Genomic DNA, 22,265 nt, shown 5'->3' with positions numbered 1-22,265 from the left:
ACCCATGCAGCGTGGGTACGACCGTCCGTGCCGGCTACACTGAAGGAACCCGTTCAGGACGCGCGTCAACATCTACTTCTGTGGCGGGCCGAAGGTCCGCTTTTTAATCGAGATGTTGAGTATTCCCATCACCCGCTCCATACATAAAACATAACGCCGAAAGGCGTTTTTTTGTTATGGAGCGGTAGTGTGGGAGAGAACCTACGGAGCGTGGGTACGACCGTCCGTGCCGGCTACACTGAAGGAACCCATTCAGGAAGCGCGTCAAAATCTACCTCTACGGCGGGACTAATCCGAAGATTTTCCCATGGTGCAACCTTCCATATTTTCTTTGCGTCTGTAGGAAAGACAAGACCAAATTTTCTCGAAGAAGGTGTAGCTAGATGAAGAAGAAAGTTGTATCAGGAAGTGTTGCAGCCCTGGCATTATCCCTGGCGATCGGCGGGTCCGTGTTCGCGGCAGGAGAGGGCTTTACGGATTTGGCGGGAGTCGCCGGTGCCGATAAAATCGCTGCGCTCCAGCAGCAAAAGCTGCTGAAGGGCGACAGTGAATCGGCCTTCCGGCCGCAGGCACAGCTGACGAACGCGGAAGGCGTTCAGCTGCTGGCAAACGTGCTGGCTGATGTGCCGGTCACGAAGGCAGCCGAGGGAAGCGAAACCGCATCCCTAACCAACGTGAAGGCAGGCGCTTGGTTTGCTCCAGCTTTTCTTACGGTTACCAACCACGGCATCGCCCTGCCGGCTGATATTGAGCCTAGTCAAGGCATGACTCGTGAAGCTTTCACGCAGTATTTGATCGAGACGGTGGAAAAGAAGGGCAACCTGCCGATGATCAATTTGGTACCCAAAGACATCGCGGATGACAGCAAAATGACTCCTGAGTATCAAGGGGCTATTCAGCGGGCGCTCTCCTGGGGGATTGCCGACCTGGACAGCAGCGGCAACTTCCGTCCCCAAGATCAAGTGACCCGGTCTGAAGCAGCGGTAATGGTGTACAACGCGCTTGAATTTTTGAAAACACACAATTACCCTAAGCCGGAATAATAGAGTCGGAAACGGTCTCTGTTGTCAAACGGAAACGAGATCCGTCGATGATACACAGCCGAAAGGCACGACGAATATCGACAAAAAAGTCACCCTTGCAAAGGGTGGCTTTTTTTGTTGAGAAGACACTTTTTAGAAAAATAGGAGCCAATCGAGAAAGGGGAGGACCTCTTTTTAGTGCAAAAAAAAGGACAAGTCTCCCAAAAGCAGCCTCTTGACTATCCGGCCGCAGAGGCGTAATATTACTTAAGTATTTAATGATTAAGTTACTAATTGATTAAAAATTTATCTATTAACAAATAATTAATTAGTGTCCTAATGTAACTGCGGCAATACGACGCGGATGGTCACAGATCCATACCACGCCAAGGAGGTCAACCGTTTGTCCAGAAATGAACAATTGTTTGAAGTGGCGGCGATGTTCCGGTCGCTGCTGAAAAGTATGTCCCATGAATGGAACAAAAACAGCGCCAAGCAGTATAATCTGACTTTTCCCCAGTTTCAGGTATTATATGCATTGAAGCTCCGGGGCCCACAGAAGGTATCCGAACTGGCCGAAATGCTTGGCCTGACGTCTCCCGCCATAACGAGTTTGACGGATAAGCTCCTTGCTTCGGGTTATGTAAACCGGGAAAGGGCCGAGAACGACCGGAGGGTCGTGTATACCTCCATTACAGAGAAAGGGATGTCCACGATCGGGCAAATCGTTGAGGACCAGCAAGAAATCATTACAGTGTTCTTTGAAATGTTGTCCGAAGAGGATGTACAGCATTTGAGAAGGATCTTCTCATTAATGCTTTTGAATATAGATCATCATGAAGCATAGAGGTGAAAGAGGTACATGGAGCATTTAACGCTGAAGCGTAAAGTAACCATCATGATCGCGATTATGGCGGCGATGTTTTTTGCGGCCATTAACCAGACGATCACAAGCACGGCGATGCCGCGTATTATCGCGATCCTGGATGGTATGGATTACTATACATGGACGATTAATATTTATTTGTTAACTTCGACGATTGCGACGATTCTGGTCGGTAAATTGTCGGATATGTTTGGACGCAAGCCGTTCATTCTGATCGGGATCCTATTTTTCATGTTAGGCGCGTTCTTAACCGGTACTTCGGATAATGTGTACCAGTTCATCATTTATCGCGGGATTCAGGGGATTGGCGCTGGTATCATCCAATCGACGGCCTTTACGGCGGTAGGGGATTTGTTTCCTCCGCGCGAACGCGGTAAATGGATGGGCCTCATGACGGCGGTGTTCGGTTTCTCCAGTGTCCTGGGACCGACGCTTGGCGGTTATCTGGTGGATCATATCGACTGGCACTGGCTGTTCTGGATTTTCCTGCCGCTTGGCATTGTTGCTTTTATTATGATTCTGACGCTGTTTCCGAAAGTGGACCGCAAGCACGGACAGAGCGTCGATTACGTGGGTTCTTTGTTCCTGACGACGACGATCGTTCCGCTGCTTCTTGCCTTTTCCTGGGCGGGGACCGAGTACGAATGGGGCTCTTGGCAGATTCTTAGTCTCCTTGGAGCAACCGTTGTATCTGCACTCATTTTTATTTATGTGGAAACCTTGGTGAAGGAACCGATTCTCCCGCTGCATTTGTTTAAAAACGGCGTGGTGACGGTCTCGAACTTGATCGGCTTTATTATGAACTTTGGCCTGATGGGAGCCATGATTTATATTTCCTTCTACGTGCAGGGCGTGCTGGCTATTTCTCCGACTTATGCGGGTTACGTCACGCTTCCGATGTCGCTGTGTATGGTCATCACGAGTGCCATTACCGGTCAATTGATCGCCAAAATCGGGAAATACAAGCGCTTTGCCCTGATCGGGATGCCGGTTATGATTATTGGCATGGGCCTGATGATCTTTATGGATAACATCGCGATGACGATCGTCAGCACGATCATTTTCGGTATTGGCCTGGGCCTCGGGATGCCGGTCTTCTCGCTGGCAACGCAAAATGCGGTGTCGCATAAGGAGCTCGGTGTCGTTACCGCATCGACACAGCTGTTCCGTAACCTTGGCGGTACGATCGGTATCGCTGTGATGGGTACGGTTATGTCGAACAGTTTGACGAAACATTTGAAAGAAGCGCTGCAGTCGCCGAGTGCTCCGGACTTCAGTTCTCTGGATCCGAAGACGGCACAAGGCATGCTCGCCTTCGCCAATCCGCAGACGCTCATGAACAAGCCGCTGGTCGAAAAGACGGAAGCGAGCCTGCCTGAGCAAGCCAGAGCACTGTTCGTGCAAATGATCGACAGCATCCGGCACGCGCTGGGCGATACGCTGTCCACCGTGTTCCTTACAGGTACGCTGGTGCTTGTCGTTGCTCTGGTGCTCGTGTTCTTCTTGAAAGAACTGCCGCTTCGCTCCACCAACCAGACACCGGAAGCAAACGCGCCGTCGGGGAATGCGAACGTGAAGCCAGGCAAGGCCGTAACGGCCGAATAATTCCGTTATTGACTCCATACCTCCAGTCCGTTGAAAAACGGTCTGGGGGTATTTTTATGTTTTAAAAACGAATAGCCTGAAGCGTATTCGCTTCAGGCTATTTCCGATAGGCAGGGCAGGGCCCCCCGTCTTATTGAAGTTTCACGACAAGCGCATTGCTGATTTTCCGGCCGGGAGCGGTCAGGTACTTGCCGTTATAGTACAAACCGCTGGAAGCCCCGCCATCCAGGTTCATGGCCTGGTAGGCTCCGGCCTTCTTCATGATTTCCGCCAGCTGGGGAATGGTAGCTCCCCCGGTGGTCAGCAGGATCAGCCGGTGATCCCGGGTCAGGCCGAGCGCGCTGCGGGCGCCTCCACCGGTTAGAATCTTCGGATCCTTAAAGCCTTCCTTCTTCACGTTCAGCGAAACTTTGCCGTTCACCAGTAGCCGCGGCCCGGCCTGAAGCCCGCCATCGATCCATCCCTGCTCAAAGGCTTGGCCAAAATCAGGACCGGCGATGATCCGCGCCAAGTGGTTGGCGTCATAAGCGAAGATGGACCGCTTGTCGCCGGGGCTTGGCATCTTGACGGTGCCATGGCTCACGATATAGCCGTATGGAGCCTTGTAGGCGCCGCTGGTATAAGCGTCAAAAAAGGTGCCGTTGACGGCCACCTTTGCGCCGCTGCGCTTGGCGATGCTGGAGAGGTCTTCGACCTTGCCGGGGGTATTCCCGGCGAGTACGACATCCAGCTGAATTTTCGGATGCAGCAGGTCGATCGTCACCGTCTGGGCGGAAAACGATCTGCCGCCGACTTTATACGTTTGGCGTGCGCTCACGATCGGGTTTTTCAGGGCTTGTCCCACGTTTCGGGTAACGTAGGGGAGATACTGTTCCGCTCCTTCCCTGGTCAGCTTGACGGCTGCTTCGTCCTTCTGCCAACTGGCTTCAACGCCGAGCTTGCTGACGATGAGCGACAGCGGTACATAAACCGAGCCGTTCTCGCGGAACGGGGCGGCGGCAAGGGCGAGGCTAGCGCCGTCTAAAGTAGCGGACTTCTGCGCGAGGTGAAGCGTCAGACGATGGTTGCCCTGGAAAATGTCGAGCTGCTTGGCGGCGTCGTTCCACTGGGTGGTTACGCCTTCGAACTCGGTCAAGGAGCGGACCGGCAGGAAGGAATAGCCGGTTTTTGCATCGACGATCACGACGTTTTTGACGGCCGAAGCGGCGGAAGCAGGCGCGGATGGCGCAAGGCACACCCAGGTAAGGCACATGATGAGTACTACGGTTAACCATTTTTTCATGCTGCAAAAATATCCCCTTTGTCTCGAAATATAAACCAATGTTCAGGAAATCATTTCCTTACTAGTATATCGGCTTACAGAGCGGGAACTTTGAGCCGGATGTCATCAGGTTTATTCGCTAAACTATGCTGGGCGAAGCCGGACAAGCTCTCGATTGGTGCAAGCATAAAAAAGGAGGAACTTCGATCAACGAAGCCCTCCTTTTGCGATCCGCCTTGTAATCGCAGCGCCTATTCCGCTACGCGCACGTATACCCGGTCTCCGTGACGGTCAACCTCCACCGGTGATTCGAACAGGTCGCTGAGCGTGTCCGCGGTCAACACGTCCTCGGTCCGCCCGCTGCAGACCGCCTCGCCGCGTCTCATCAGCAGTACGTGGCTAAACGCCGGCAAAATTTCCTCGGTGTGGTGCGTGACGTAAATGAGCGTCGGTGCGTTTGGCTGCAGGGTCAGTTCCCGGATGCTGTCCAGCAGCTTTTCCCGGGAAAACAAATCCAGCCCGTTGCACGGCTCGTCCAAAATCAGTATGCGTGGCTCGGCCATCAGCGCGCGGGCAATGAGCAGCTTCTGCTTTTCGCCCTGTGAGCAGGTGCGGTATTCGCGGTCCCACAAATGGCCGCAGTTCATCGTTTCCATCAACTCGCGGGCACGGTCGAAGTCCTCATCGCTCGTTTTGTCGTACAGGCCCACCGTGGCGTGTTTACCGCTGACGACGATGTTCTGGGTGCGGTCCGATCCGTACAGACGCTCCTGAAAGGAGTTGCTGACCCAGCCGATCGATTTGCGCAGCTCGCGCAGGTCCACTTCCCCGAAGCGGTGCCCCAGCACACTGACCGAGCCCTCGGACGGCCAAATATAACCGTTGACGATGTTCAGTAGCGTCGTTTTGCCCGAGCCGTTCAGGCCCAGCAGCGCCCAATTCTCGCCGGGCTTCACCTGCCAGCTTACATTTTTCATTAACGTATGCTGCCCGCTTCTCCACGTAATGTTCTCGATATCAATGATCATCAGGTTCCCTCTCTCTCTTGATCCGCAGTCGGATACATGCTGTTCTTCACATGTTAAAACAAATCACGATCCTGTCAATACCTGAGCCGTAGAAACGGCAGCGGATAACGTCCCCAGGATGCTCTGATCACTGGCCCCGTCTGACGATTTCCTTAAATCATACGACGCGGAGAAAAGGGCTGTCGCCGCGATAATTGCTGAACGGGGGAAGCATTTTTTGCTATAATGGGCATCAGACAGCCGGAAATCGGGGCCTGATCCGGCCAAGCCGTCAAGCCGATGGGGGATCTCACGTACTTGTACGACAGGCAGGGGAATAGCGGGTCCGCAAAGGAGACATTTTCATGAAGAGGGAAAGCTTTATTCAGCCGGATGCTGCAGGCTGGCTGCAAAAGTTTCATTTTTCAATCCCGATCAAGGTGCGCTACTGCGAGACGGATATGCTTGGACATGTGAATAACGTCAGCTATTTTATGTATTTTGAACAGGGCAGAATCGAATACTTCGAGCAGCTCGGGCTGTTTGCCGACTTGTTTGGCGAGGAGAAGGTGATGGTGGTTGCCGACCTCGAATGCCAATATCTCGCCCAAATGTACCGCAGCGATCCGGTGCAGCTACATGTGCGGGTGGCGTCGATCGGACGCTCCTCCCTGGACATTGAGTATGCCGTCGTCGCTTCAGGAGCACTGAAGGCGGCCGGACGCGGCGCGGTCGTGCTGATCGAAACGAAGAGCGGGAAGAGCACTCCGCTGCCGGAGGAAATCAAGGAAGCCATCCGGGCGTTCGAAGGAACGGGTCTGGCGCAATAGCCGTCTGCTTGGAAGAACGTAACTGTAGATGGGGAAAAAGATGCAGAAGCAGATAGGAGCAAATTCTAGTTATGGCAAAGCAAAAATTTTACGTCGTCTGGGAAGGGCATAAGCCGGGAATCTATACGTCTTGGCCGGAATGCCAGGCTCAGGTAAACGGGTATACGGACGCCAAATACAAGTCCTACGAATCGCGCGCGGAGGCGGAAGCGGCTTATGCGGGGGGATGGAAGAAAAACTGGGGCAAAGCCAAGGCGTCGGGCTCAGCCGGAGGTTATACGTCCAAAGCAGCCAAATCCGGCAAGCCGTCTGCGTCGGCATCCTCGATGGAAGAGATCGATTACGATAGCATCTCGGTGGATGTCGGTACGCGCGGCAATCCCGGCCCAGTTGAGTACAAAGGCGTCGATACGCGGACCGGGGAAATTCTGTTCTATGTCGGACCGGTTGAAAATGGAACGAACAACCTGGGCGAATTTATCGCGATCGTCCATGCGCTGGCGTATTTGAAGCAGAAGGGCAGCAAGAAGACCATTTACACCGACTCGAAGACGGCGCTGGCTTGGGTGCGCAACAAGAAACCGGCAACGACGCTGGCCCGTACCGAGAAGACGCGGAAGATTTGGGAGCTGACGGACCGCGCCGTACAGTGGCTGCACGAGAACAAGTACGAGAACAAAATCGTGAAGTGGAAGACCGAGGAATGGGGCGAGATCAAGGCGGATTTCGGCCGGAAATAAGGCTAAAAAAGCCCAGGGCAGCTTAGAAGCGCTCCGGGTTTTTTGGTTTGCGAGTGAGCATGGGTTTAGGCGAAAGCATAAACATGTAGTTCGCCACCGCTTGTATTTTTGCGTAAGTATGTGTTTACGCGTATCTGTACTGTGCTTATTCGTGAGCATAGGGTTACGCGTAAGCCTGTATGTCCGAGTATGCGTGTAGTTTCGTTTCGAGCAAGCGTGTGTGGTTGCAAGTACGCGTGCGTTTGAGAGAAGCATGTGTTTATGAGATGTGGGCGTGTGTCTCGGGTAGAGACAGGCTGTCGTCCTGCTAGTTCCCTTCCGGCTGGCCGTAATCCAGAACGACCATTTGGTGGCACTGCCACTCCGGCAGCTCATACGTGACGAGGCCGTTCTGCTGCCGGAAGTCGATAGGCGTCATCTGCGGCGCCAGGTATACGCCGGTGACCGGCTCGGAAATCCGCAGCTCCGCGGTCGTTCCGCGGATCGGGAGCAGGTCCTCGATCACTTCAATGTTACGCCCGCGCTTCACCGGCGAGGCGTACAGCGAATGATGGACATAACGCTTCTGGTCCGGCTGATGCTGAACCGTTGTTACGCCCTGCGCGGGAAGGTTCGTACGCAGCGTCTTCTCCGGCAGCAGACGGTTCAACGCGTACAGGACGGTTTCCTTTAAAACGAGGCTTCCCTTGGAAGCATAATCTTCGAACACGTTCCAGGCGATATAAATTCCGTTCGCATGCTCCACCATGCCCGGCCCGCCGTACTCTCCGCTGTTCGGCGTATGCTGATGGGAGCAGAACGTGAACGCGTCGCGGTTAAAATACGGATTTTCACGTTTGCCAAGCTCGGTTCCCCCCTCGGCAAGCGTCACTTTCTGCCCCTCCGAATAGAAAATAAACGCCGATTCCTGCAGGCTCGCGAGCGGATGCTGCGGATGGTAGTAGTCTGGACGGAACGGATTGACGCCGGCGTGACGAACGCCCAAGTCGATGGCAAATTCGCTGTCGTCCGGCTTCAGGCCCGATTCGCCGGTAGCAAGGATGCGCCCGCCGCCGGCCAAAAAGCTGTCCAACTTGGCCAGGATCGCATCGTTGACCCGGATCCGGTCGGGCAGGATCAGGACGGCATACGGGCTGAAGTCGGCTTCCAGGTCGACGACGTCGAACATGATATGCCCTTCCAGCAGCATGCGCACCGCGCCGGCGTCCGGATCGCCGGTGAAGCTGTCGTGGCCGCCGGTCGCCTGATGGGTGCCGGCCGCTTCCACCGACAGGAGCGCTACGTCGGCGACGTTGACGGCGTCACGGCACCACGCTTCCTTGGCTTCGACTTCGGCATAGGCCGCGCCGATCAGCCGGTAGGTGGCTTCATCCATCGCGCCCAGCGGATGCAACTGGTCCCCAATGGAGCAGGCGGCGCCGTTCGCCAGACTGAGCGCGGCTTCATACCGCAGGGCGTTCGGGTGCTTATAGCCGCCGAATTCGCCCCAGGTGGTATGAAACTTGCCGGTCATGCCCAGGAACGGCATGCCCAGCGTCTGGGCGTAGCGGGCGGACAGCGGGAAGTGGTCGTAGCCCCAGCCCCCGGTCGGCAGCGACTCCAGCTCGAGATGCGAGTTCATGTGCGCAAGGTCGCGGCGTCCGCGGCGGATGTGGCCGCCGTTATGGAAGATCGGCAGTCCCGGTTTGTGCCGATGCACCGTTTCTTTAACGCGGCTGGTGTAATTGGCGTAGGTTTGCTCCCAGAGCGGGCGCATGGCGCTTTTGTCTCGCGGGTCGATCCCCTGCTCCCGGGTCGCCGCTACGCAGGTGGCGCAGTAGCACTCCCGCACCCCGACGATGTCCAGAAAAATGCCGTCGGCATCATAACGCTGCGCGACCTCTTCAATCTGGGACAGCAGTATGTCCAGATAAGGCGTATTCAGGCAGAGCTGGTGGTATCCCGGCGTGAACAGGTCGCCTTCGCGGCTGAAGCGTTCACGGATCAGCCATTCGGGATGCCGCACGGCAAGCCTCTCGTCAAGGCCGGCGGACAGGTAGACAGGAGTTCGTACCCCGATTTCGTGGGCGGCTTCAATCATGGCACCGAGCAGGTCGAAGGACAGTCCCGGATGCGTGACGTTCGCCTCGGAGGGATGGTATGCCCATCCGTGATGGCATTTGGAAAAAACGGTGATCGAATCCACATGGCCAAGCTTCAGCGCCTGCTGAAACTGTTCCTTGCTGAAGCGGGAGCCGATGGGATGAATCGCTTCGGACGTATGAAAGTCGAGATGAACCTGGCGCATACGCATGGTAGATGTTCCTCCATTCAATAAGCAGAGATTTGAAAACGGCTTTGCACATACCCCTAAGGTAAAGGAAAATTGATACCGCTTCCATACGGAATAGCGACTTTGTTCTGTCCGATATCGACTTTTGAAAAATGACCGAAACAGCATATTATGCTAGGATGAATTTAATGATAAGAATGATCTGCCACGATATCGACTTGTGCAGGAGGTAGAGGAAGCCCATGAAATGCCTCGAGCTGGCGATTCCGCCGCTGCCGTCGCATCTGACCGTCGGGCGCGCCGTATGGGCGCCTGGAAGCCGGCATCAGACCCGCAGCTTTGACGCCTACGATCTGATTCTGGTAAAGAAAGGTGCCATGTATTTGCGGGAAGACGATACCGAATATGTCATTCAGGACGGCCAGCTGCTGCTGCTCGAGCCGGGACGTACCCATTCGGGCACTCAGGCTTGCTCGGAGCCGACGGCGGTGTATTGGGTGCACTTCCGGCACCCGGAGCCCCTTCGCCGGATGGAGGCAGAGGATATTCCCTGGTCGGCGATGCTCCCTCAAGGGCAGGACAGCGACGAGCATCCGGCAGAGCAAACGATGTATCTGCCCAAATTCGGCGATGCTCCTTTTCACCTGCTCCAGCCTTTGCTGGACCGGATGGTGGAACTGCATCGCGGTTTTGCCGTGGAGCACTCCTTGAAGCTGCAGGTGCTGTTCTGCGACCTGCTGGAGCTGCTGCAGGCGGATTTAGGGCGCAGGCCGGGCTCGCGATCGGCCGCTCTCGCCCGGGAGACGGTCAGCTATCTGCAGCGCAGCTGGAATGAGCCTTTTCGCTCGGAGGAGCTTGAGGAGGCGCTGCATTTTCAATTCGACCACATTACCCGCTGCCTGAAAAAGTATACGGGCATGACGCCCCTTCAGTATGTACAGCATTTGCGGATCAGCCAGGCGATGGTTCTACTGGAGCAGACGTCGTTGACGGTGCAGGAGGTGGCGGAGCAGGTCGGGATTCCGAGCGCGAGCTTCTTTGGGAGGCTGTTTCGGGACCGTACGGGGATTTCCCCCGGGCAGTATCGCCAGCGCCGGCAGAGCCATCTGTAATGGTTTCATGTCTGATTGGGAAAGCACAGGCTGCCGAAAATGGATATCGGCAGCCTGTTGGTGTTTACTGAGTTATCGTTTCCTGTAGTTTGTATTTCTTTTACTCTATGCAATCTGTGTAATAACAAGATGTGCCGAAACGGGTCTTGTTCCTCCAGCTAATGGAGTGATCGTGAGTGCCGCGGCATTGCCAGCTGGATTTCGAACTGTGAGTACTGAATTGATGACCGTTGTTTGCACAAGGGCCATGCCTACGATTTGGGTAGTGCCTGTAGCACGCCCGACTACGGTATAAGCCAGGTCAGCGCCGTTGAGTGTTAAAATGAGTTGACCCGGTTCGTTTACACCTACCTGAAACAAAACCTGATAAGTTCCAATAGTAGCCAAGTTAAATGAGCTTGCATTTACACGGGTAATCGCAGTCCCGCTGATTGGACCATCTTGTGGAAAGCTGACGTCCGTGTCGGGGGCAACAGTTGCTGCATTATCAGGAGGCATTAAGGCAAAAAAATCTGCAAAGCCTAATACTCCACCCGCCGGCCCTGCGGGTCCCGCTGGACCCGTTGCTCCTGCCGGTCCTGCGGGTCCTGTTGGCCCTGCCAATCCAGCTGCGCCAATTGCACCTGCAATCCCTGCTAGTCCTTGAGGCCCGAGTGCACCTGCAAGCCCCTCGGGTCCAAGTGCGCCAATCGCTCCTGCAAGTCCTGCTATTCCTTGAGGTCCAAGTGCACCTGCAAGTCCTTCGGGTCCAAGTGCGCCGATCGCTCCAACAAGTCCTGCTATTCCTTGAGGTCCGAGTGCACCTGCAAGTCCTTCGGGTCCAAGTGCGCCGATCGCTCCAACAAGCCCTGCTATTCCTTGAGGTCCGAGTGCACCTGCAATTCCTTCAGGTCCAAGTGCGCCTATTGCTCCAACAAGTCCTGCAAGTCCTTGGGGTCCCAGAGCTCCGGCAAGTCCTTGAGGCCCGGCTTCTGCAATTGCTCCCGCAAGTCCTTTTAGTAATTGCTGACCTTTAGGCGGGGGACACGGTACCCGAACTATTTTTTTTATAACTATAACACGTCGTTTCTTTTTCTTTTCTTTTGGATGGCACACAATTGCGGTTTTCTTTTTGCACGATTTTTTTTTATCCGGACAACTCAACAACGACACCTCCCTATAAAGATGGTTTAGTGTACGTGAGTCGTCTATTTTAAGCATGGACGAATAGCCGGTTATCGGCTAGACTAAAAACCATTATTAGAATAATGGGTGTATGGTAGGGTGATGTTATCCCACAAACCCATATTTGTCTCAGGGAGGACTTGTTCATGTCGACCACCGAAGTGCTGGATCAGGGATATGTACGTTTGGTCAATCACATGGGTTCGGACTTAACCGTAGTCAATGCCGCCCGTGTCTCCTATGCCAAGCAGTCGTTGGAGTTGAACGACCGTGACGTGAGGCTCATTAAGTTCCTTGCCCGCGAAGGACATACTTCGCCTTTTCGCCATGCCCTCGTCCAATTTGAGGTGTATGCCCCTCTTATGGTTGCCAGACAATGGTGGAAATACGTGGTCGGATCCGCGCATTATGAGGGGACCGGCGACAGTTTGGAGGCATGGAACGAATCAAGCCGGCGATACATAACAGAGGACCCCGCATTTTATATCCCCAAGGCAGGCGAGTGGAGGTCCCAACCGGAAAACTCCAAGCAGGGCAGCGGCGGAGAGGTGGATTGGGAGCTTGGCGTGAAGCATACCCAAGAACTGATGGATTATGTGGAGCTGGGCATTTCCAAGTACGAAGCCGCCCTGGCGGACGGCGTTTGCGCGGAACAGGCCCGGTTGTTCCTTCCCGCTTACGGGATGTATGTACGCTGGTACTGGACGGCGTCGGTCCAATCCGTCGCTCACTTCTTGTCTCAACGGTTGGAGCATGATGCGCAAAAAGAAATCCAGAAGTACGCGAAAGCGGTGCTCGAGCTGATCAAACCGTTATTTCCCGTTTCACTGGGGGAGCTTCTTGGAAATGAGGAATAGCCATTATCGTTCATGCAGCTAGTATCAAATGGTTTCGCATGTTCAAGGAAATCCGGATTCACCAGTTGGGTTCAAGGAGTGAAAGAAGATGAAAAAGCTGGTGCTCATCTCTTCTTTGTTGCTGATGCTTTGTCTAAGCGCATGTCAAAATAAGTTTAGTTCGGATGCTTGGATCGATCAACCAGGGAAGCGGAACCGTATGGTCGAAGATTTGTTGGCAAAAAGTGACCTTAAAGGAATGACACAGGACGAAATTATCAGTTTATTGGGAGAGCCTGAGCAAAGGATAACGAGCCCCGTTCCTCAGTTTGTTTACTATTTGGGAAGAGCGGGTTTAGGGGTTGATGATCTTCTATTTAGACTGCAGTTCGATGCAAACGGAAAACTGGAGAGTCATGAAATCACCCATGACTAATAGTCTAATATTCGTAATCTAACTTTGAGGAGGAATAATCACATGCCGAAAACGATCCAATGGGGTATTTTGGGAACGGGCTGGATTGCGTCGCAGTTTACAAAAGATCTTGCTTTTGCAGAAAATGGGGTGGCAGCGGCCGTAGGCTCCAGAAAGCTCGACAGCGCTTCGCGCTTCGCCGCTGACTATGGAATCGGGAAAGCATACGGCAGCTACGAAGAGCTGGCAAACGATCCGGACATTGACGCGATCTATGTCGCGACGCCGCATCCTGCCCATAAGGAAAACGTCCTGCTATGTTTGAAGGCGGGCAAAGCAGTATTGTGCGAAAAGCCTTTTACGGTGAACGCGGGCGAACTGGAAGAGGCCGTATCTTATGCCAAAGAGAACAAGGTTTTTCTGATGGAAGGAATGTGGACGAGATTTCTTCCGGTCATCCGTAAAGTGAGGGAATGGCTGGATGAAGGGCGGATTGGTGACGTTCAGCTCGTCAAAGCGGATTTTGGATTCCGTGCTGGCGTCAATCCGGAAGGCAGACTGTTCAATCCGAGCCTTGGGGGCGGGGCGCTGCTGGATGCCGGGATTTACCCCGTGTCTTTTGCATCGATGATCTTTGGGGCTGAACCGGAGGAAGTGTCGAGTACCGCTCAGATCGGCAGTACCGGCGTGGACGAGCAGTTCTCTCTCCTGCTGTCCTATGGCGCAGGCAAAACCGCACAGCTGAACGGGGCCATACGCCTGAATATGGACAATGAAGCATGCATTTACGGCACGGAAGGGTATATTCGCATTCCTTCCTTTTTGAACGCGACCAGAGCTGCGTTATATGTCAACGGCAGTGAAGAGATTTTTGAAGATGACCGGACATCGCTCGGATATGCGTTTGAAGCCGAGGAAGTGGCAAGATGCCTGGCGGAGGGGCGGACCGAAAGCTCGGTCATTCCGCTTGAAGAGTCGGTGGCGATTATGAAGCTGCTCGACCGGATCCGAGGTCAATGGGGACTTCGTTATCCATTTGAGTAAGTTGGCCATCATACCATGGGGACCTGCTGCCAATATAGGAGCAGGTCTTTTGGTGTCTACACTAATTAATCAACAACCTTTTTACGGTATATTACGGCTGTAACTAGGGAGAAAATACCGAGGGAGGAGACCAGAAACAATACGGTTACATCCTGGATATAAACATAAATAGCCCCAACTAACGCTAACCCGGCTGCATTAAAAACAGCAAGTCTTGTCACAAGCGATCTTCTTGCGAATGCTGCCGCAGCGAAATGAAAAAAACTTACCACAGCATGAAATCCATACAGGATCAAAAAGAAGAACACAAACACGACGAAATCCCCCGGGCCGCTAACGTATGGGGTATCGGATACCAGCGAATTGTTGATATGGACGACAAGGGCACCGTTTAAAATGCTTAGAACAAGGGAGAGAAGGCAGAGGTTGACCACCAGTTCTTTTTTCGCGATATCCATGATATATCTCCTGAATTTGGCTTTTTCTATATCATAAACCATTCTTGGCTGGAAAGCCTAGACCGGGGTTCGTCGAAGATTTGTCACTTTTTGCTGGTTTCAGAGCGATAAGGACAGGTACTATAATAGCTGTACGTACATCCATGACGAAGGTCGCCTATCCGATTACAACGAATGCGACTGCTTAAAGGAGGCCCGCAGCGATGAGCTCCTATATTTCTGAACGCATAAAAATTCCGCCGGGATTGTGGTCAGGATTCCGTCAACTCGGGATTGCCCCGCATGACGTTGCCCGCAGCGCAGGACTCCCGCTTACGATCATTGCAGAACCCGAGGTCACCACGGCCCAATATTTCGCCATTTGGCAGGCTTATTCCGAGCTGGCCGGCGACGTCGCCCAAGGCATCATTCAGCTGGCGACCGTCTTTGAAACGGCGAAATACCCGCCGACTGTATTGGCGACTTATCATGCCCGTGATTACCGTGACGCGCTGTACCGGATGGCCCGGTATAAGCAGATGTGTCCCCCCGAGAGCCTGTGCATCTCCGAGGAGGGGGAGCACTGCACCATCGAGCTGGGCTGGCTGCGTCCCGGAGAGTCCGGCCCATCGGTGCTGGTTGGCATCACGCTGGCATGCCTCATGGAGCTTGGGCGCCGGGGGACAGGGCAGCCTGTGCAAGCCCGGTCCGTTGAATTTTCGCAGCCAATGGGTGATATTCAGACCCTTGAAAGTTATTTCGGCTGCCGGATCCAGGTAGGTGCGACAGGCAACCGGCTGACGCTGCACCTGCGAGATCTGGATCGGCCTTTTCTATCGTATAACGAAGAACTGTTGGACATTCTGACTCCCGCGCTGGACCGGTCGCTTGATGAGCAGCAGCGCAGCCGCTCGTTCCCCGAGACGGTCAAATGGATTCTGAAGCGCAGCCTCACGGCAGGGCGCCCCGACATTCAGGCTGTAGCCAGAGAGCTCGGGATGAGCGACCGTACCTTGCAGCGCCGGCTTACAGAGGAGAACACAAGCTTCAAGCACCTGCTGACGCAAGCCAGACATGAGCAGGCGCGGGAATATTTGGCGGACCCTTCGCTTGATATTAAAGAGGTCGCTTTCCTTGTTGGATACGAAGACCAGAATTCGTTCTACCGGGCCTTCCGGCTTTGGGAAGGAAATACGCCATCCCATTGGCGTGCTGAACATGTAAGTGCGAACTCGTGAGCAGAAGGACAGCGAGCAGAGCCCGATTATTGATAGATTTCCAAACCTCGGCTTGCTTCGGCGTGTCGGGATATTCTGTTATTTTATTGGCGCGTATAGCAAGAACGTTGGCGCAGCAGGCTAGTTACTGAACCCTCCTGGTCAGGTAATATTATCTCTATCCGGAGTAAAAGGAGTTTTTTGTTATGGATATGGGATTACACAATAAGACAGCGTTAGTTACAGGATCTACGAAAGGGATCGGAAAGGCCATTGCCATCGAGCTGGCCAAAGAAGGCGTTCATGTACTCATTAACGGCCGAAACGATGCAGAGGTAGAACAAACGGTGAATGAAATCAAGGCGAACTTCCCGGCGACCTCTCCGCAGAAGGCGACGGCCGATCTTGTAGATAAAGGGCAAAGAGAAGCTTTGTTTGAAAAATTCCCCCAGGTTGATATTTTGGTGAACAATATGGGAATCTATGAGATCATGCCATATGAGAACGTTGACGACGAAGTATGGGAAACATACTTCCGCACGAATGTTCTTGCTGCCAATGGGCTGACCAAATTCTATCTGCCTACCATGCTGAAGCAGGATTATGGGCGGGTTCTCTTTATTGCGAGCGAGGAAGCGTTGATGCCTTCGGGACAAATGCCTCAGTATGCCGTGACCAAGTCGATGCTGTTATCTCTGTCGAAGAGCTTGTCCAAATTGACGAAGGGCACCGAGGTTACCGTGAATACGATCATGCCGGGACCGACCCTCTCTGAAAATGTGCAGCAAATCATTGAGGGGATGTACGCTGACGAAGATTTGACCTTCTCGGAAAAAGAGAAGAGATTTATGGCGGCAGGCCTGCCCCAATCCGAAATTCAGCGGTTTATCCGGCCGTTTGAAATCGGCAGATTGGCTGCTTTTGTATGCAGCCCTTATGCATCTGCCTTCAAAGGCGCTCCGATCCGTATGGATGGGGGAATGGTGCCGACAATTTTTTAATCGATGCTGTTGTGAAAAAGAACCTTGGGCGGGATCCCGAGGTTCTTTTTGGTATTTCGCAGCCCGCACGGGGTTCTGCTGCTTGATCGAGAGCCAAACCGTTCTACTTCCCGGCCCGCTCCGTTATTGCCCGATGAAAGGGGCATCCGGCCGGCGAGGTGTCGTCATCCCGCAGAAAATACTGCTTGTATTCAAGATTTCCCTGCGATCCGTATGGCTTTAATTCCGGATGGGCCGGCGCGGTGTCGTATGCGGCCAGGCGGGCACGGATCCGGGGAGCGATCTCGGCCGCTTTTTCAGGATAGGCGTTCCACTGGTCCAATACCCAGCGCGGCGTCAAAGCCAGCATGAAATAGGGAAAGCTTCGGCTCTGACGGGATGTATGTGCCGGGGTGCCGCAGTAGACGAAATACCGCTCGCCATCGTAACAGAACTCCCACAGCGCCTGTTCCGGATCTTCCGGAATGTCCTCCGGCCACGGCGTACGATCCAAACGGCTGACCTGGTTCAGCAAGTTCCAGAATGCATCTTCATAGGCCAGGACATCTCTAACGTTCTCCTCCGCCTCGAAAAAAACAACCAAAGAGGAGTAATCCCCGAAAGACCGCGAAGCTCTGCCATATTCGGCAATGATCTCTGCGAGCTCCGGCCCTGCCGAATCATCCCAGGGACTTGGCGCAAAACCGTAACGGAGATGACCGAGCGCAAACGCCCTTGTGGCCGGAATGCAGGGGAACCGGGCTTCCCGGTCCGTCATCTTGGCCGCAAACCGCCGGCAGGCCTCTTTCTTCCAGGCTTCCAGAGGAAGCTCTTCATTTTCGATGTCCGTATACTGCAGCAAAAGCGGCATGAACAGCCCTCCTTTTACCTACAGCATACGCCCAGGGGCAAAAGGGTGACTGTGCAGAAGCCCATGCTTTAGCCCCCTGCCCATCATATTGGTTCCGATCATGGTATGTTTTCGGGCCAAAATAAAGATTGAACGCCCTGCTGCAATCCATTTACAATGAAACTATCTTTCAGGCCAAAGGAACGATGCGTAGATGACGACAACAACCTTGTGGAATCAAACGCTGCATCTGGTTTCTCATGCATATTTCGAGCGTAAGGAAAGGTTTGAAATGGATGTGGATTGTTACTCCGTCTGGGTGCTGTTTGCCGTGGAATCGGGCAAATTTTATTACCGGATCGGGGAGGAACGAGGGGAGGCGGGGGCCGGAGACCTGGTGTACTGCCCGCCAGGGTTCACCTTTGAACGGGAGATGGTGTCTCCGCTTGCGCTTCACTATATCGGCTTTGAAATGGTGGGGGAGGAGCAGACGGGGCCCGTCCCGCCGCTGCCGACGTTTTTGTCGCGCCCGCTTGACAACAAACGCCTCGTTTCCAATTTTGCCTATTTGCGAAAGCTGCATTTAGCGACAGAACCACGGCATGTGCTGCGCAAGGACATGATCATGAACGACATCTGGCAGCTCGCCTGCGAGGTGTGGGAAAGAGAGCATCTCCATGATGAGCAGCAGCTGCTGGCCGACTCGGACGATGTGCTGATGAACCGTGCAGCCGAATGGATCTACCAGAACGCGTACACCCCGTTCAGCATGAGAGAGCTGTCGGATTCGCTGAACCTCAGTCCCGTCCAATTTACGCGCCGATTCCGGAAGTCGTTCCGGATCGCTCCTTCGGACTTTGTCCGGTCTTTGCGCATCAGTAAAGTGGCCGAGCTGCTGCTGGATACCGATATGACGCTGGACCAGATTGCCACCTGCTGCGGATATGAGAACGGCTTGTATCTAAGCCGGGTGTTCTCCAAAAATATGGGCATGAGCCCATCCAAATACCGCGAGCTGAACCGGCTGTAACCGGTCTCTGGTGTCCTTTGTGGGGAAGACAGAGCAAGGCGCCGGCGTCCGGTCGATTTCGCATGCCGGTGATAACAGGCGCCCCGCTGTCCGCGTCCCGGTCTGCTAGCCCTCGGTCACTTCCAAATGCTTGATGCAGTCGTAGAGCGAATAGGTCCAGGCAGTGTCATTCAGAACGATGGTCGTCACGGAAGTGTTGCGCAGCTTGACGCCCGTCGACTCATCCTGCATCAGTTCTTTTAAGGTTTGCCCCAGAAAATAGCCGTGCGTGACGGCGAGAATTTTTTGTCCCGGAAATCTGACGGCCATCTCTTCCACAAAGCTTCGGCCGCGGGCCCGCATCATCTCATCCGTTTCCTGCTTCATGTCCAGCTCGTGCCAACGGGCTCCCCAGCGCTGGACCCTTTCCGCTTCGGTCGTATCGGCGATCTTGCCGCGGTCCATCTCACGCAGACGCACGTCGTAGAAATCGACCGGCTTCTTGATTTCGGCCGCGATGATGTCGGCCGTCTCCCGGGCGCGCCGCAGGTCACTGGAAATAAACAGATCCCACGGCTCCCCGGCCAGCCGCTTGGCTACGAGCGCAGCCTGCATTCTTCCGGTTTCGTTCAGCGGATTTTGCGTATGCCCCTGCGCCCTGTTCTCGATGTTATGATCGGTTATTCCATGCCTGACAAACGTAATTGATGTCACCGATTTGTCCTCCTAAGCTTTTCTCCGATTGTAATCCAGTCCTACCAGGAATGAATCTAACACTTACCGGTTTACGCCGCTTGCCGCGGCTTCCATGATGGAAGAGACCGACACCGTTTCCCCTTTTACCGGAAAATACGGCTTTACGCCCCGGGTGTCCTGCGATTCCGGGAACCGGCTGTGCAGCGTAATAACGGTTTTCGGCGCAATGCTGCCGATCAGGCTGGCAAGCGCCTCGGGATGGGCGTGTCCGCCATTGGACAGGGAATGGCCGGTAATCGCGTAGGCGTTCAGAAACTTGGATACGGCAGCATGCTCGATTTTGACGCTGTAGTCCGATTGAATAAAATGCGATTGACCCTGCAGGCCTCCCAGCGTCTCCAATTCAATCATATGCGCAAGGTCCGGAAATTTGAAGAAATAGACCATTTCTTGCTTGCGCTCGGCCACTTTTTCCAAAGAGACGGCGGGGTACGGCACCTCCATGCCATCGGCTATGGTCGCATCGATGACTTGAACAGGGACGTCACATGCCGGATGTCCATGGAGCATCCGAACACCTTCCCGGTTTGCCGTATGCCAGACGGCGGCAAGCGACGCTTCCATCACGATGCTTTTTCCTTGGTCTGCGGCGATCGCGATCATGTCGGCCATCCGCTCTAGATCCCGCGGCGACAACTGCAGATACACCAGCCCTTCCGCTTCGCGAACGATCTCCGCGAACGAGACAAGCAGCGCCTCCTCCGTGATCTGCAGCGGAACGGTGGAGGGGTCGGATGTAAGGCGCGTCCCTTCCGTAATGAGCACGTCGATCGGTCTGCTCTGGCACAGCCGGATGAAACGGTCGATCTTATCCGGATGCTTGCCCTGCCGGCGCCAGTCCCCCGTATACGCAATTCTATGGGTGCCGTCGTCGATGATGATGCCGGATGCGCCGGTCGCATTGTGATCCATCTCGACGACCTGCATCGTGAACTCTCCGAAATCGACCACGGTCAGGTCGTCGCAGGTTGTTATCTTGGCCCGGGTATCCTTGCTGTGCCGGCCCGCCACCATGCCGCGGAACAAGGAATACGAATCACGGCTCATATATACGGGGAGATCCGGATGGGCAAAGGGAAGCAGCGCCATATGGTCCGTATGCATATGTCCAATATAGAGGTGAATCCGGTCGTAGTTCGGAAATTCCCGGTTTTCCCAGACCCGCCGAACCACGGCCCAATCCAGGCCTTCAATCTGCTGAGCATCGTACAGCTCCGGCAGCGGGGCGGTCATGCCGCCCAGCAAAAACTGGCGCAGCTCGCGTCCGGGTGTCGCATTCACCGGTTCAAACAGCGTTACTTGGGTCGGAAACAGCAGGCTGCTGTGCTCGACGCCAAAGTCGAACAACAGCCCCTGTTTTCCTTTGCCGTACAGAACCTGCACGCCTCCTGATTTGCCTACTCCGCCAAAAAAAGTCAATTGTGCTTCCTGCAACGTGATCGCCTCCTATGTGGATATAAGCTCGCAATTTCATAAACTTGTCGTCCCGCTTGCCTCGCCAACGTCCTCCAGCGAAAGGATGGCGCCGTGCTCCCTGAGCTTTTGCCGGATGATCCGGACATCGACATCCTCCGGAGGGATTTGCTGCTTCGCAGCCAGAGCGGCGCCGATGCCCACGCCTTCGCCGACGGCCATGCAGGTGGGCATGACCCGGGAAGAGCCGAAGACGACGGGGTCAACGCTGATGCAGCGGCCGCTGAGCATCAGCCGTTTCACGTCCTTGGCGATCGTCGCCCCGTACGTGATGCCATAAGGGCCGGCCAGCGACCGGATAACGGTCGAGTCGCCTGAACCGCTGTGAATGTCGATAATATACGAGCCGAGCGCGATCGTGTCATCCGGAATGACCCCGTTCACGGCCGCCTCTTCGCGGATCATCTGCTTGCCCATGATCCGCCTCGTTTCACGGATGCCCAGAAACGGGGCAATCGAGGACAAATAGATGTGCTCAAACCCCGGGATGTGCTCGCGCAGCATGTCGATCAGGGGAAGGATCTGCAGATGCGATTCGATCTCGCCCCGGCTTAGCTCCTCGACCTTTGTCCCATCAAAATTCAGGATGCGGATGCAGTTCAGGGCAATGTACCCCTCTCTGGGCAGATTAATATAGATGATAGTATCGCGGCTAATCGGGCATTTGCCTTCCTGCCTGAGCCTGGAAACCGTATTTTTCAAGCCGACGAACACGTGATTTTCGCTGGCCCGCAGAAACTCCGCCGTATAGCCTGGACGGATCTTCATCGAAGATCCGTGCCGAAGCTCCTCCGGATGCTCCCCGAGGAAATCCATAAACCGTTCGAGATCAAAGCCGCCAACGGTGAACATAAGGGTAGGCGGCTGGGTTTCCCCGTTCGCGTACTGCCCTTTCTCAAACGAGGCGCCCGCCATATAAGCGACGTCGCCGTCCCCGGTCGCATCGATGAAGACATCGGCGAAGACCTCGATTTCCCGGCCTTTTCCTTTTAAGAGAACGGATTTCAGCTCACCATCCTCCACGTTTGTTCCGATGATTTCGCAGTGCAGCAGGGACTGTACCCCGTACTGTTTGATTTTTTCAAAAATGACGATTTTCATCAAGCTGGGGTCGATGACCGTCGTCGAATTGTGCAGCGGGCATTCCCGGTGTCCGAAGGAACCGCCAAGCAGGGTCAAGCGGTCGACGATTTCCTGCGGCAGGCCGCGGGTGACCTGGCGTCCCTGGGCATCCAGGAAGGCCAGCAAAGGCAGTCCAATCGTCATGTTTCCGCCCAGGAAGCCCTGCCGGTCCACGATCATGGTCTGCGCTCCCTCCCGTGCGGCTGCAATGGCTGCCCCGACGCCCC

The 22,265-nt window shown here is 54.6% G+C and carries 21 protein-coding genes; 12 read left to right on the top strand and 9 right to left on the bottom strand.

From position 1 onward, the window contains the following. Window positions 1-383: 383 nt before the first annotated feature. The 3 genes from IAE55_RS33250 to IAE55_RS33240 all read left to right on the top strand — a co-directional run bounded on the left by IAE55_RS33250 (window position 384) and on the right by IAE55_RS33240 (window position 3,513). Window positions 384-1,043: an S-layer homology domain-containing protein gene (locus IAE55_RS33250; RefSeq protein ID WP_105445111.1), complete on the top strand. Its 660-nt coding sequence runs from the start codon at window positions 384-386 to the stop codon at window positions 1,041-1,043. A 382-nt stretch (window positions 1,044-1,425) separates the two neighbouring features. Next, complete coding sequence (locus IAE55_RS33245) at window positions 1,426-1,869, top strand: MarR family winged helix-turn-helix transcriptional regulator (protein WP_105445110.1); 444 nt, start codon at window positions 1,426-1,428, stop codon at window positions 1,867-1,869. Between the two features lie 15 nt (window positions 1,870-1,884). Next, window positions 1,885-3,513 carry an MDR family MFS transporter gene (locus IAE55_RS33240; protein ID WP_145163589.1) on the top strand — a complete coding sequence of 543 codons (1,629 nt, stop codon included), beginning with the start codon at window positions 1,885-1,887 and terminating at the stop codon, window positions 3,511-3,513. 130 nt (window positions 3,514-3,643) lie between these two features. Here IAE55_RS33240 and IAE55_RS33235 read toward each other — a convergent pair whose 3' ends face one another. Together IAE55_RS33235 and IAE55_RS33230 are read right to left on the bottom strand one after the other, a co-directional pair. Next, window positions 3,644-4,795, bottom strand: coding sequence for a phosphodiester glycosidase family protein (locus IAE55_RS33235; RefSeq protein ID WP_200634940.1), 1,152 nt, complete (start codon window positions 4,793-4,795; stop codon window positions 3,644-3,646). Between the two features lie 230 nt (window positions 4,796-5,025). Then, window positions 5,026-5,802 carry an ABC transporter ATP-binding protein gene (locus tag IAE55_RS33230; RefSeq protein WP_200634939.1) on the bottom strand — a complete coding sequence of 259 codons (777 nt, stop codon included), beginning with the start codon at window positions 5,800-5,802 and terminating at the stop codon, window positions 5,026-5,028. Between the two features lie 344 nt (window positions 5,803-6,146). On the opposite strand from IAE55_RS33230, the gene IAE55_RS33225 reads away from it, so the two are divergent. Both IAE55_RS33225 and rnhA read left to right on the top strand, forming a co-directional pair. Continuing rightward, a complete protein-coding gene (locus IAE55_RS33225) occupies window positions 6,147-6,611 on the top strand; it encodes an acyl-CoA thioesterase (protein WP_076177062.1) in 465 nt (154 codons plus the stop codon). A 71-nt stretch (window positions 6,612-6,682) separates the two neighbouring features. Further along, complete coding sequence (rnhA, locus tag IAE55_RS33220; protein WP_105445107.1) at window positions 6,683-7,351, top strand: ribonuclease H; 669 nt, start codon at window positions 6,683-6,685, stop codon at window positions 7,349-7,351. A 307-nt stretch (window positions 7,352-7,658) separates the two neighbouring features. Here the strand turns inward: rnhA and IAE55_RS33215 are convergent, their stop codons facing one another. Then, the gene (locus IAE55_RS33215; RefSeq protein ID WP_200634938.1) at window positions 7,659-9,644 is read right to left on the bottom strand and encodes an alpha-amylase family protein; all 1,986 of its coding nucleotides are present in this window, start codon (window positions 9,642-9,644) and stop codon (window positions 7,659-7,661) included. Between the two features lie 221 nt (window positions 9,645-9,865). Here IAE55_RS33215 and IAE55_RS33210 point away from each other — a divergent pair, with 221 nt between their 5' ends. Next, window positions 9,866-10,735 (top strand): AraC family transcriptional regulator, encoded by an 870-nt coding sequence (locus IAE55_RS33210; RefSeq protein WP_200634937.1) that lies wholly within the window; start codon window positions 9,866-9,868, stop codon window positions 10,733-10,735. 105 nt (window positions 10,736-10,840) lie between these two features. Here IAE55_RS33210 and IAE55_RS33205 read toward each other — a convergent pair whose 3' ends face one another. Continuing rightward, the gene (locus tag IAE55_RS33205; RefSeq protein WP_313960396.1) at window positions 10,841-11,887 is read right to left on the bottom strand and encodes a collagen-like protein; all 1,047 of its coding nucleotides are present in this window, start codon (window positions 11,885-11,887) and stop codon (window positions 10,841-10,843) included. Between the two features lie 158 nt (window positions 11,888-12,045). Between IAE55_RS33205 and thyX the strand changes: the two genes are divergently transcribed. The 3 genes from thyX (at window position 12,046) to IAE55_RS33190 (ending at window position 14,194) form a co-directional block, all read left to right on the top strand. Further along, window positions 12,046-12,756 (top strand): FAD-dependent thymidylate synthase, encoded by a 711-nt coding sequence (gene thyX, locus IAE55_RS33200; protein ID WP_200634935.1) that lies wholly within the window; start codon window positions 12,046-12,048, stop codon window positions 12,754-12,756. A gap of 88 nt (window positions 12,757-12,844) precedes the next feature. Further along, on the top strand, window positions 12,845-13,171 hold the full coding sequence (locus tag IAE55_RS33195; RefSeq protein ID WP_145029683.1) for a hypothetical protein: 327 nt from the start codon (window positions 12,845-12,847) through the stop codon (window positions 13,169-13,171). Between the two features lie 42 nt (window positions 13,172-13,213). Continuing rightward, the gene (locus IAE55_RS33190) at window positions 13,214-14,194 is read left to right on the top strand and encodes a Gfo/Idh/MocA family protein (RefSeq protein WP_200634934.1); all 981 of its coding nucleotides are present in this window, start codon (window positions 13,214-13,216) and stop codon (window positions 14,192-14,194) included. A 65-nt stretch (window positions 14,195-14,259) separates the two neighbouring features. Here the strand turns inward: IAE55_RS33190 and IAE55_RS33185 are convergent, their stop codons facing one another. Then, a complete protein-coding gene (locus IAE55_RS33185) occupies window positions 14,260-14,652 on the bottom strand; it encodes a hypothetical protein (protein ID WP_145163573.1) in 393 nt (130 codons plus the stop codon). Window positions 14,653-14,855: 203 nt separating this feature from the next. Between IAE55_RS33185 and IAE55_RS33180 the strand changes: the two genes are divergently transcribed. Beyond that, complete coding sequence (locus IAE55_RS33180) at window positions 14,856-15,869, top strand: AraC family transcriptional regulator (protein WP_200634933.1); 1,014 nt, start codon at window positions 14,856-14,858, stop codon at window positions 15,867-15,869. A gap of 185 nt (window positions 15,870-16,054) precedes the next feature. Then, window positions 16,055-16,849 carry an SDR family NAD(P)-dependent oxidoreductase gene (locus IAE55_RS33175; RefSeq protein WP_089548604.1) on the top strand — a complete coding sequence of 265 codons (795 nt, stop codon included), beginning with the start codon at window positions 16,055-16,057 and terminating at the stop codon, window positions 16,847-16,849. Between the two features lie 103 nt (window positions 16,850-16,952). Here the strand turns inward: IAE55_RS33175 and IAE55_RS33170 are convergent, their stop codons facing one another. Further along, on the bottom strand, window positions 16,953-17,699 hold the full coding sequence (locus IAE55_RS33170) for a YqcI/YcgG family protein (protein WP_200634932.1): 747 nt from the start codon (window positions 17,697-17,699) through the stop codon (window positions 16,953-16,955). Window positions 17,700-17,892: 193 nt separating this feature from the next. On the opposite strand from IAE55_RS33170, the gene IAE55_RS33165 reads away from it, so the two are divergent. Then, window positions 17,893-18,708, top strand: a complete 816-nt coding sequence (locus tag IAE55_RS33165) for an AraC family transcriptional regulator (RefSeq protein ID WP_200634931.1) — start codon at window positions 17,893-17,895, stop codon at window positions 18,706-18,708. A 105-nt stretch (window positions 18,709-18,813) separates the two neighbouring features. On the opposite strand, the gene IAE55_RS33160 is transcribed toward IAE55_RS33165, so the two are convergent. The 3 genes from IAE55_RS33160 to IAE55_RS33150 form a co-directional block, all read right to left on the bottom strand. Continuing rightward, a complete protein-coding gene (locus IAE55_RS33160; RefSeq protein WP_200634930.1) occupies window positions 18,814-19,401 on the bottom strand; it encodes a histidine phosphatase family protein in 588 nt (195 codons plus the stop codon). 63 nt (window positions 19,402-19,464) lie between these two features. Next, the gene (locus tag IAE55_RS33155) at window positions 19,465-20,877 is read right to left on the bottom strand and encodes an MBL fold metallo-hydrolase (RefSeq protein ID WP_200634929.1); all 1,413 of its coding nucleotides are present in this window, start codon (window positions 20,875-20,877) and stop codon (window positions 19,465-19,467) included. A 36-nt stretch (window positions 20,878-20,913) separates the two neighbouring features. Further along, window positions 20,914-22,265, bottom strand: a 1,352-nt coding sequence (locus tag IAE55_RS33150; RefSeq protein ID WP_200634928.1) for an FAD-dependent oxidoreductase, incomplete at its 5' end; no start/stop codon positions are given.

The organism is Paenibacillus sp. S28 (genome assembly GCF_016624415.1).
Classification (GTDB): domain Bacteria; phylum Bacillota; class Bacilli; order Paenibacillales; family Paenibacillaceae; genus Paenibacillus_AQ; species Paenibacillus_AQ favisporus.
This window is presented reverse-complemented; position numbering and strand designations above follow the sequence as displayed.

Excerpts from the sequence above, each read along its gene's own strand:
- IAE55_RS33250 (WP_105445111.1), top strand. The coding sequence starts at position 384 with ATGAAGAAGAAAGTTGTATCAGGAAGTGTTGCAGCCCTGGCATTATCC.
- IAE55_RS33240 (WP_145163589.1), top strand. The coding sequence starts at position 1,885 with ATGGAGCATTTAACGCTGAAGCGTAAAGTAACCATCATGATCGCGATT.
- IAE55_RS33235 (WP_200634940.1), bottom strand. The coding sequence starts at position 4,795 with ATGAAAAAATGGTTAACCGTAGTACTCATCATGTGCCTTACCTGGGTG.
- IAE55_RS33230 (WP_200634939.1), bottom strand. The coding sequence starts at position 5,802 with ATGATCATTGATATCGAGAACATTACGTGGAGAAGCGGGCAGCATACG.
- IAE55_RS33225 (WP_076177062.1), top strand. The coding sequence starts at position 6,147 with ATGAAGAGGGAAAGCTTTATTCAGCCGGATGCTGCAGGCTGGCTGCAA.
- rnhA (WP_105445107.1), top strand. The coding sequence starts at position 6,683 with ATGGCAAAGCAAAAATTTTACGTCGTCTGGGAAGGGCATAAGCCGGGA.
- IAE55_RS33215 (WP_200634938.1), bottom strand. The coding sequence starts at position 9,644 with ATGCGTATGCGCCAGGTTCATCTCGACTTTCATACGTCCGAAGCGATT.
- IAE55_RS33210 (WP_200634937.1), top strand. The coding sequence starts at position 9,866 with ATGAAATGCCTCGAGCTGGCGATTCCGCCGCTGCCGTCGCATCTGACC.
- thyX (WP_200634935.1), top strand. The coding sequence starts at position 12,046 with ATGTCGACCACCGAAGTGCTGGATCAGGGATATGTACGTTTGGTCAAT.
- IAE55_RS33195 (WP_145029683.1), top strand. The coding sequence starts at position 12,845 with ATGAAAAAGCTGGTGCTCATCTCTTCTTTGTTGCTGATGCTTTGTCTA.
- IAE55_RS33190 (WP_200634934.1), top strand. The coding sequence starts at position 13,214 with ATGCCGAAAACGATCCAATGGGGTATTTTGGGAACGGGCTGGATTGCG.
- IAE55_RS33185 (WP_145163573.1), bottom strand. The coding sequence starts at position 14,652 with ATGGATATCGCGAAAAAAGAACTGGTGGTCAACCTCTGCCTTCTCTCC.
- IAE55_RS33180 (WP_200634933.1), top strand. The coding sequence starts at position 14,856 with ATGAGCTCCTATATTTCTGAACGCATAAAAATTCCGCCGGGATTGTGG.
- IAE55_RS33175 (WP_089548604.1), top strand. The coding sequence starts at position 16,055 with ATGGATATGGGATTACACAATAAGACAGCGTTAGTTACAGGATCTACG.
- IAE55_RS33170 (WP_200634932.1), bottom strand. The coding sequence starts at position 17,699 with ATGCCGCTTTTGCTGCAGTATACGGACATCGAAAATGAAGAGCTTCCT.
- IAE55_RS33165 (WP_200634931.1), top strand. The coding sequence starts at position 17,893 with ATGACGACAACAACCTTGTGGAATCAAACGCTGCATCTGGTTTCTCAT.